The organism is Caballeronia sp. (assembly GCF_049581465.1).
Lineage (GTDB): Bacteria > Pseudomonadota > Gammaproteobacteria > Burkholderiales > Burkholderiaceae > Caballeronia.
Window position 1 is genome coordinate 1 of record NZ_JBAUSA010001298.1, and the last position, 9,037, is coordinate 9,037.

General features: G+C 60.4%; 8 protein-coding genes and 1 pseudogene. 4 read left to right on the plus strand and 5 right to left on the minus strand.

The features are described from left to right. Nucleotides 1–527 (plus strand): annotated as a pseudogene (locus tag WCA53_RS31480) (hypothetical protein); the annotation flags it as partial. A gap of 103 nt (nucleotides 528–630) precedes the next feature. Here WCA53_RS31480 and WCA53_RS31485 read toward each other — a convergent pair. Then, a complete protein-coding gene (locus WCA53_RS31485) occupies nucleotides 631–1,098 on the minus strand; it encodes an SRPBCC family protein (RefSeq protein WP_423920865.1) in 468 nt (155 codons plus the stop codon). Continuing rightward, a complete protein-coding gene (locus tag WCA53_RS31490) occupies nucleotides 1,088–1,414 on the minus strand; it encodes an ArsR/SmtB family transcription factor (RefSeq protein WP_423920869.1) in 327 nt (108 codons plus the stop codon). The genes WCA53_RS31485 and WCA53_RS31490 overlap by 11 nt, the downstream gene beginning before the upstream one ends. A 457-nt stretch (nucleotides 1,415–1,871) precedes the next feature. Here WCA53_RS31490 and rpoD point away from each other — a divergent pair, with 457 nt between their 5' ends. After that, the gene (gene rpoD, locus WCA53_RS31495) at nucleotides 1,872–3,869 is read left to right on the plus strand and encodes an RNA polymerase sigma factor RpoD (RefSeq protein ID WP_423920875.1); all 1,998 of its coding nucleotides are present in this window, start codon (nucleotides 1,872–1,874) and stop codon (nucleotides 3,867–3,869) included. A 231-nt stretch (nucleotides 3,870–4,100) separates the two neighbouring features. Here rpoD and WCA53_RS31500 read toward each other — a convergent pair whose 3' ends face one another. Beyond that, nucleotides 4,101–4,586, minus strand: a complete 486-nt coding sequence (locus WCA53_RS31500) for an AraC family transcriptional regulator (protein ID WP_423920878.1) — start codon at nucleotides 4,584–4,586, stop codon at nucleotides 4,101–4,103. Between the two features lie 151 nt (nucleotides 4,587–4,737). On the opposite strand from WCA53_RS31500, the gene WCA53_RS31505 reads away from it, so the two are divergent. Then, nucleotides 4,738–6,012: an MFS transporter gene (locus WCA53_RS31505; RefSeq protein WP_423920881.1), complete on the plus strand. Its 1,275-nt coding sequence runs from the start codon at nucleotides 4,738–4,740 to the stop codon at nucleotides 6,010–6,012. 17 nt (nucleotides 6,013–6,029) lie between these two features. Here the strand turns inward: WCA53_RS31505 and WCA53_RS31510 are convergent, their stop codons facing one another. Then, a complete protein-coding gene (locus WCA53_RS31510) occupies nucleotides 6,030–6,968 on the minus strand; it encodes a helix-turn-helix transcriptional regulator (RefSeq protein WP_423920884.1) in 939 nt (312 codons plus the stop codon). Nucleotides 6,969–7,519: 551 nt separating this feature from the next. Here WCA53_RS31510 and WCA53_RS31515 point away from each other — a divergent pair. Continuing rightward, entirely contained in the window at nucleotides 7,520–7,663 is a 144-nt protein-coding gene (locus WCA53_RS31515) for a hypothetical protein (RefSeq protein WP_423920887.1), read from the plus strand. Between the two features lie 129 nt (nucleotides 7,664–7,792). On the opposite strand, the gene WCA53_RS31520 is transcribed toward WCA53_RS31515, so the two are convergent. Next, a complete protein-coding gene (locus WCA53_RS31520) occupies nucleotides 7,793–8,941 on the minus strand; it encodes a DUF1501 domain-containing protein (RefSeq protein WP_423920892.1) in 1,149 nt (382 codons plus the stop codon). Nucleotides 8,942–9,037 lie beyond the last annotated feature (96 nt).

The window sequence follows — 9,037 nt, forward strand, 5'->3', positions numbered from 1 at the left end:
GGCCGGCAACGCACGTTACCGAAGAAGTCGTCGCGATCTGCAAGCGGCTCGACATCAGCCGGTCGACCCTCGGCGTTCACTACAGGGGCACCGACAAAAAGCTCGAAGCCGTCCCGCTTTCGTGGACCGAGTTCTGCCAACTCGTGCAAGCGACGCTCGACGAGAATCCTGGGCTGACCGACATCTTCGTGTCGAGCGACGAACCCGCATTCATCGACTTTTTCACCGCCTGGCGTTTCGGGAAGCCGATTAAAGTCGCCCCTGCGAAATTGCTCGCGAACGGCGGCGTGCCCGTTCATTTCAGCGGCTATCCCGGGCTCGAAATCGGTCGCGAGGCGCTCCTTTCAAGCTTGCTGCTTTCCAAATGCGGATACCTCGTGAAGACGCCGTCGTATCTGTCGGCATGGTCGAAGATATTCGAGCCCTCGCTGCCGGTGAAGCTTGCCTCACCGCCGCGCCCCGACGCGTTCTGGTTTCCCGATAGCCGGATCTGGGTCGAACAGGATGTGCAGAGCAAGGCGGCTTGAGTGAGGTGGATCGCGTGAGAAGACTTGAGTGCGACCCCCGGCGAAGCGCGGAGCGTGGGCTTCGGGGTCGCCGTGGTTGCGCCGACCTTAGCTGGCGCGCTCATCATTCGCTGCCATTGCCCCAGGGCCAGCGATCCGTGCCGGGCAAAGCATGGCCCGTTTCCAGCAGCGTTTTCAGGCTGGACAGAATGTGCGGCCATCCCTTCGATACCCCTTCGAGCATCAAGCCTCGTACCGGCGTATCGTGCGTGACGGTCAGCTTGACGATGTCGCCATCCTGTTCGAGCTCGAACGTCGCATGCGTCACACCTTCGGCGCGCGCGGCCTCACTGAGCTCATTTCTCCACGCCAGCACCAGCCGCCGTGGTGGATCGATCTCAAGCACTTCGCCCGCGTCCGTCGTACGGCCATCGGGCGCGAACAGGCGCCAGGGCGATCCGCGCTCCCACGCGGATTCCTGCCACGATCCAAACCAGTATTGGCGCGTGAACTCGGGCTTCAGCAGCGCGTTCCAAAGCTTTTCGGGCGTGGTGCGGATATAGCTGACATAGACGAATTGTTCAGGGTCCATCGCCGTCTCCTTCCAGGGCTCGTTTCAGGTCGACAAGCGCTCTCAGGCGATGCCGTTCGAATTTCCCGATCCAGCGGTCCGCTATTTCGTTGATCGGCACCGGGTTGAGGTAGTGCAGTTTGTCTCGACCTCGCCAAACCGTGACGACCAGGTTCGAGTCTTCCAGAATGGCCAGGTGCTTGCTGACCGCCTGGCGCGACAAAGCCGAGTGTGTGCACAACTCAGTCAGCGTTTGTCCGTTGTTCGCATGCAGGCTGTCCAGCAAGTTGCGTCGCGTGGCGTCGGCGAGGGCGCTGAAAACGGCGTCGGTGTCCATCAACTTATTATGCAACCAAAAGGTTGCATGTAAAGATTAATTCTTTATCGTCCGCTCGCCGGTCGCGACGTTCGTCGAACGGTAAATATTTCCCAGATCTCATGCTTTACCTCGTTTGCAATCGCTTGACGGCGTCTTAAGCCCCAAAATGGTGCGCAGACGAGAAAATTGACGCATACCCCGAGTTTTTTGCAATCGCACACGTGCTAATGCAAGCAAATTGCTATACACTGTCGGGCCGCGCCTTTAAGCGCTCGTTAGCACGGTCGCGTCGAAAACCTGCAGATTCGCTTGAGTTTTGGCTTTACGAATTGCTTGATGACGAATGGCTTGAATAAGGCGATTCAAGCATCAAGTAGGTGAATGTGATGTGCTGGCCGCCCGGCTAGCGCAGCGTACGTGTCTAACCGCCTGTGTACTGGCTTGCCACCGCAGGGCGAACCTGTCGAGGAGATGTATGGCAAGTTTTGATCGCGATAATTCAGCAGCCGGCAACGGCGCAACGCCGAAGAAACCGAAGGGCCGCCGCGCCGCATCGGATGCAATTTCACGTGAAGCGGCAAGTTACGACGCCGCCGGATCGACCGAGCAAATCGAAGAACGCCAGCGCCAGATGCGCGCGTTGATCCAGCTCGGCAAGCAGCAAGGCTTCCTGACGCACGCCGAAATCAACGACCACCTGCCCGGCAACTTCGCGCAGACGTCGGCGATTGAAACGATCGTCAGCACGTTCCGCGACATGGGCGTGGCCGTGTACGAAGAGGCTCCGGATTCGGAAACCCTCTTGCTGAACGATCAGGCGCCGACCGCCGTATCGGACGAACAATCGGACGAAGAAGCAGAAGTCACGCTCGCGACTGTCGACTCGGAATTTGGCCGTACGACCGATCCCGTGCGTATGTACATGCGCGAAATGGGCAGCACCGAGCTGTTGACGCGTGCGGGCGAGATCGAAATCGCCAAGCGTATCGAAGACGGTTTGGGCGAGATGATTCACGCCGCCGTGACGTGCCCGGCGACTGTGGCCATGCTGCTCGAAACCGTGGACCGGGTTGTGGCGGGTGAATTGCGCATCGACGAACTCGTCGACGGCTTCAAGGACCTCAGCTTGCCGGACGACCCAGTGGTGGCGGACAGCGCGGCGGAGCCGGACGAAGTCGAGCTCGCGTCCGAGGACGACGACGCCGGTGAAGACGGCGAAGGTGCGGAAGAGCAGGCCACGCGTGCGAACGCCGCGCGCCTCAACCAGTTGCTGAACGACTGCATGCCGCTCTTCACGAAGGTGCGCGACCAGTTCGACGCATTCCGTGCAGCCGCACTGAGCAACAAGCCGTCGGACATCGACTGGGCGAACGTACAGGAACAGATCCAGCAAGACTTGTCGCCCCTGCGTTTTGCGGCACGCTCGATCGACCGGCTGTGCGCGCACGTCCACGAGCAAGTTGAGCAAGTGCGCGTGATCGAGCGTCGTATCCTGAAGATTGCTGTCGACGTATCCGGCATGCCGCGCGAAACTTTCGTCGCGGTGTTCCCGGGACATGAGACGGATCTTGGCTGGACCGCGCGTCACGCGGCCACGTCGGATGTGTTCGGCAAGTCGCTTGAACGAAGCGAGCCGGCAATCCAGGCCGAACAGCAAAAGTTGATCGAAATTGAAGCGGGCCTGATGCTGCCGCTGGCTCAGTTGAAAGTGTTGAACCGCCAAATGACGTCGGCTGAACACAAGATGCGCCAGGCGAAGCGCGAAATGACCGAGGCGAATCTGCGCCTGGTGATTTCGATCGCAAAGAAGTACGTCAACCGTGGCATGCACTTCCTGGACCTGATCCAGGAGGGCAATATCGGCTTGATGAAAGCGGTGGATAAGTTCGAATACCGGCGTGGCTGGAAGTTCTCGACGTACGCAACGTGGTGGGTTCGTCAGGCCGTGACGCGTTCGCTGGCCGATCAGGGCCGGACGATTCGTGTGCCGGTCCACATGATCGAAACCATCAACAAGTTGAACCGCGTGTCGCGCGAGATTCTTCAGCAGACCGGGCAGGAAGCGCATCCGTCCGTCCTGGCTGTGCGGTTGGACCTGTCGGAAGACAAGGTTCGAAGCATCCTGAAGATCGCGCGGCAACCCGTATCGCTTGAAACGCCTTTGGGCGAAGACGGCGACACCACGCTCGGCGACATGGTGGAAGATTCGGCAGCGCAGTCGCCCGCCGATTCCGCGATGCACGCCGACATGCGTCTGGCGATCAAGGACGCGCTCGACTCGCTGTCACCGCGCGAAGCGAAGGTGTTGAGAATGCGCTTTGGTATCGATACGGTCTCGGATCACACGCTCGAAGAAGTGGGTAAGCAGTTCGACGTGACCCGCGAGCGGATTCGCCAGATCGAAAGCAAGGCAATGCGTAAGCTCGTGCACCCGAGCCGTTCGGAAAAATTGCGCTCGTTCCTGGCGCATTAACGTTATTGTTGCAAGCCTGCGCGGAGGTTCCTTCCGCGCAGGCGCTCCTGCCGCGCGGTCTATGGCGCGGTATCGGAAGCTGGCAAGGGCGCGATTGCGCGCTACGCTGCCAACACACTCCCCGAACTACCCTTCCTCGAAATACCTCGGCTTCTCCCTTACCGCTTCGTCGGGCACGGAACAGACGGTGCGAAACGCTTGGCTCGCGCCCATGAACCCAACGTGGCCCGGTCACTTTATCGGCAGGAAGATGTCGGTGATCGCTTCGTCCTCAGGCACTTCCGGAAAGAACACGACACGCTGGAAATACAGCGGGTAGTCGCGCAATGCTTCGCCGCTTTGCGGCAGCCATTGTTGATACAGCGTGCGGATCGTTTGCCCAAGCGTGTCGTCGGAGCCAACGTGGCGAAGGACGGCGCAACGGCCTCCCGGAATGATTTTCGCCACGATACCAAAAGCGTTGGGCGCAACATCCCGTTCCGTCGACGCGCACAAATCGACGCGAAAGTCCTCGGGGTTCTTACCGGTGTGACTGTTGTAGACGATGTTGAACGTCGCACTGATCTTGGGCGGCAGCTGGTGCTCCTTGCGCCACTCGATTAGCTTTCGGATTGAATCGCCGATCCGCTGCGGGTCGCCGTGATGTTCGAAGGCTGCCACTTTCGTGTCTTTGAAATCGACGATCCTGATGCCGGTTGCTGTGCTGTCTGGGGTCATGCTTTTGATCCTGCGTTCGGTGGGCGGATATCAGATTAGAGCATTAACCGTCCTTGGCGGCGACCAGCAATCCTCTGTATAGTCTCGCGGTGTCGAGACCCGAAGGCGGGTGCTCGCGCAACAACGGCAGAAGACAACTCTAAGCGGCGACATGCAGACGACTGCAACAGACCCGAAACGCGCACCCGGCGCGAACCTGACGCGCATCATTGTGGCAACCGTGATTGGGAACGGGTTCATCGCGTACGACTTCACTGTCTACAGCTTTTCGGCCGTGATCATCGGCAAGCTGTTTTTCCCCTCGCACAACCCGTCGGCGTCCCTGCTTCTCTCGCTCGCCACCTTCGGCGCGGGTTTCGTGATGCGCCCGGTCGGCGCGATGATCATCGGCCATATTGCCGACAGCCGGGGGCGCAAAGCGGGCCTTACCGCGTCCCTTGGGTTAATGACACTGAGCACGTGGCTGATTGCCTGCGTGCCGACCTATGCATCGATCGGGGTTGCCGCAACGGTCCTGATGGTGCTTGCAAGACTGTTGCAAGGGCTCGCATCGGGTGGGGAGATCGGGCCGGCGTCGGCGTCACTGATGGAGTCGGCCGGACCCGCGCGACGTTGTTCTCTAGTGAGCTGGCGAGGTGCGAGCCAGGGCGTGGCGGCTTTCGCGGCTGCGCTGATCGGCGCCGGCCTGACAACCACGCTTTCGGCCGCCTCAATGCACGATTGGGGCTGGCGGGTGCCCTTTGTTTTTGGCGGCTTTATCGGGCCGGTGGGATGGTATCTGCGTCGCCACATGCCGGGGGTCGCGTTTGACGGCGGCGAGCGGCCGCGCCCCGCGGGTCTGTTTGCGCGCTATCCGCGGCAGATTTTATACGGCATCCTAATGATGGCGGCGCCGTCGGTGAGCATCTATATCACGGTGTTCTATATGCCGAGCTATCTCATCATGACCTTGCATCGGCCGGCTGCCATCAGCTTGCTGACTGCCAGTTTTTCGGGCCTGGTGATCCTGGTGGCGACGCCGCTGCTTGGCCATATCGCGGATAGGCACGCGAGCCGCAAGCCGATCCAGTACGTGACGCTTGTAAGTTGTCTGGTCGTGACCTACCCGGCGTTTCTCGCGCTTACGCACGGTGTCGGCGATATTGCCGCGTTATTTATTATCCTGGGGTATGTCGCGCTAGCGTTGAACAACGCCGGCGCCAGTTCGGTGCTGATCATGGAGGCGTTTCCCCGGGCGTATCGTGCGGCGGCAATGTCGGTTATCTATAGCTTTGGCGTGACGATCTTCGGCGGGTTCTCACCGCTGATCGTGGCGTGGTTGATTGGGCTGACCCACGACGCGATGATGCCGGCGTGGTACCTGCTCGGGGCGATTGCCACTACACTGTTTGGTTTGTACAGGTTTCCGGCCGGCGCGCCGGCATAGGCAACCTCACGCCCGTATCAGCGGCCCTCGCGCTGCAACTCGGCCGTCTTCACCCGCACGTCCTGCGGACTCATGCCGTATGCGCGACGAAACGCCCGCGTGAAGTCGGACGCACTCTTGAACCCCAGCCCGAACGCGATTTCAATGACCTGAAGGTGCGGAAAGCGCACGAGTTCATCGGCCGCTTCCCGCAGCCGCCGATTGCGGATGTACGCGCCAAGCCCACCTTCATGCTCGAACCAGCGATAAATCGTCGCGCGCTTCAGTTGCAACGCATCCACAACGCTCGCGGGCGAGAGATCGGCGTGATGCAGGTTGGCATCGATAAAACGCCGCACCTGACCCAGCAACGCAACTTGCACGGCCGCGCGGGCTTCGCCGGTCAGCCGTGTCTGTTTGCGAAACGCAGCGACCAGGAGTTGCGCGCCTGCATCGAGCGCGCCAGCGGCGTCCGCGGCATTCATCAGAGGTAATTCACGGGCCAAGGCGGTGGCGTGATCAACGACGATGCGGGTCAGCGGCGTACCGAACTCCGCGACGCGGCCATGGATGGAGTCGGCGTCGGGAAATGCGGCGTCGACCGTCGCCTTCGGCACGAACAGGCTTAGCACATGACATTCCGGGCGCTCGACGCGAAAGGTCTGGTTCAGGTCCAATACGGCGATTCCGTGAGCCGGAGGAGCGTGCTCGCTTCGCTTCTTTCGAATGCCCGTCACATTGCCAACACTGCCTTCCTTGTAAATGTGGAAAACATAGTCGCGGCGCCGGTCAGTGGAGATTCGGGCGAGGCTGCGCTCGAGAATGGTCGCGTCGGTGCGGGCATCGGTGAAAATCAGTTCGCCGACGGTGTACCGGTCGATGCTGCCATGGAAGCCGTTGTCGATCTGCGCTTGCGATGGCGGGACATCGACTACATGTCCGACCCGCTCACGCCACGCCAGCATTTGCTTGTTCACCGATTTTCCATGCGTGCTGAAGTGGCTGCGGACAATGCCACTACCGGAGCTGGTGCCCTGAGCGAAGGAATCGGAAGGGCTGGCAACAGACATTAATTTTTCGGTAATAAATGGCATGAACAATAGCGGCGAAGCCCGCTTCAAATTATTCGTTGGATTCGTTGGAACTGAGACGCACGGTAAAGCCGCTCAAAAACCTTGCGATATCCTCCGTTCAACGACACCTTCATCGTTACCGATCGGGTAGGAATGGGTTGCCAGACACGTATTTACGGCAATTTCCCGAAGTTATTTAGTTTGTGCGCCACCGCGACAGGGGCGAGTCGATAAGCGAAACGTTTGACGACCGTACCTATAACAAGATCACAGAGACTTCCTGAGCGCGCCTTGGCAAAGTCGACGAGAGAGCTGCAATGAGTGTTCCAACGAAATCCTTAGCCCCTAGTCCCGCTGGCCTGCGACCCGCAAGTTTAGCGGATACACAGATTGATCACATCGAACGTATGGTTCATTGGGTGCTTGGACGCAACGCGTTGGGAACCGATAGCTGCATGAATCCCGAATATTGGACAGCGCGTGTTCACGAACTGATGAAAGAGAACAATCTCGTGGCCGTTCAACAGCAACGCATCGGCCGATTACTTGAGCAACTGGAATTCATGACGCAGCCGGATGCACAAAATCACACGGCGTAGTGAATTTGCGTTGAAAGTGAGAATGCGTAATAAAACAATAACAAATACGAAATAAAGCACGAAACAAAGGCAGAGCCTGAGAGGCACTTGAGCCAGTCACCAGCGGGATTTCTAATCCCGCTGGTGACTCTAAGTGCGTAGCAAACGCGTTGACATTCGCGTCGTGGGCGTTCCTGCAAATAGCTGCCGCCCGGCTTGTGCCGGATCTAGCCCGAATGCTTCACTCGCCACACTCGCAATAAGACTGTCCAGCCCAAGTGTCGGCCGTAAATCCCGCCCTTGATACAGCGCCGAGGCTGACAGCCCCGGCCAGTCGGCAAGCACACGACCGCCTTGCACCGCGCCGCCCAGCAGCATGGCCGCCGAAGCCGTGCCGTGATCAGTGCCGCCCGTTCCGTTCGCCGCAGCCGTGCGGCCAAATTCGGTCGCCACCAGAACGGTGGTGTTGGCCCAATGTTCCCCGAGCCCGTCACGCATGGACGCCATCATCGTGTCGAGCGCCTTCAATTGCGCGCCGAGCCGCTGGTTTTGCGCGCTATGCGTGTCCCAGCCGCCGGTCTCGATCATTGCGATGCGCGGACCGTCTTCGCGGCTTAGGAAACCCGCCGCCAGCTTGCCCAGACTCGCGGGATCCTGGCGCGCGACGGCGTCCGAAGCGAGACCGCGTGCTTGCATCGCCGAGGTCCAGAGTGCGTGCAATTGGGGATCGCCGGCATAGAGTTGCGAGACGCGCAGGAGCAGGTCGTCGGGCGCTTGGGGCAATGCCGATGGGGCGTACGACGTGACATCGGCGGGACCGCGCAGCGCGAGCGGAACCGTCGGCGCAAAAGCGATCGCATTGGCGTGCGCCGCCGGCAGCATCGTAACGAGGCGATTGAGCCAGCCATCCTTGGTCCGGTACGGCGCCGGGCCACCGGTTTCGAGCACGTTCTGGCCATCGAAATGCGAACGGTCACGATACGGCGATGCCACGGCCTGCACAAAGAGCGCGTGGCCGGCCGCGTACATTTTCGCGGTTTCGACGAGCGACGGATGCAGCGCGAAGGTGCCGTCGAGTTTTGTCGCCGATGCAGGATCGATGGCCAAAGGTCCACGCAAGCTCGCGTAGGCCGGGTCGGCGTAGGGCACGATGATGTTCAGGCCATCGGCGGCGCCGCGCTGGATGACGAACACGAAGCGACGCTCCGTCGCCACCGATGCAAACGCGATACGGGGCGCGACGAGCATTGCGCCCGCGCCGACGCCTGCGCACCACAGAAAATCCCGACGGCTGACCATTGCGCTATCTCCTTTGAAAATCGGGCGAAACCAGCAGTAACGCGAGGGCTGTCGGCGCGCTTTCTGCGCGCGCCAATTCGGTCGCGGTTGACTCGC

Coding starts and splice junctions, on each gene's coding strand:
- WCA53_RS31515 (WP_423920887.1), top strand. CDS start 7,520: ATGAATCCCGAATATTGGACAGCGCGTGTTCACGAACTGATGAAAGAG.
- WCA53_RS31500 (WP_423920878.1), bottom strand. CDS start 4,586: ATGACCCCAGACAGCACAGCAACCGGCATCAGGATCGTCGATTTCAAA.
- WCA53_RS31490 (WP_423920869.1), bottom strand. CDS start 1,414: ATGGACACCGACGCCGTTTTCAGCGCCCTCGCCGACGCCACGCGACGC.
- WCA53_RS31505 (WP_423920881.1), top strand. CDS start 4,738: ATGCAGACGACTGCAACAGACCCGAAACGCGCACCCGGCGCGAACCTG.
- WCA53_RS31485 (WP_423920865.1), bottom strand. CDS start 1,098: ATGGACCCTGAACAATTCGTCTATGTCAGCTATATCCGCACCACGCCC.
- WCA53_RS31520 (WP_423920892.1), bottom strand. CDS start 8,941: ATGGTCAGCCGTCGGGATTTTCTGTGGTGCGCAGGCGTCGGCGCGGGC.
- rpoD (WP_423920875.1), top strand. CDS start 1,872: ATGGCAAGTTTTGATCGCGATAATTCAGCAGCCGGCAACGGCGCAACG.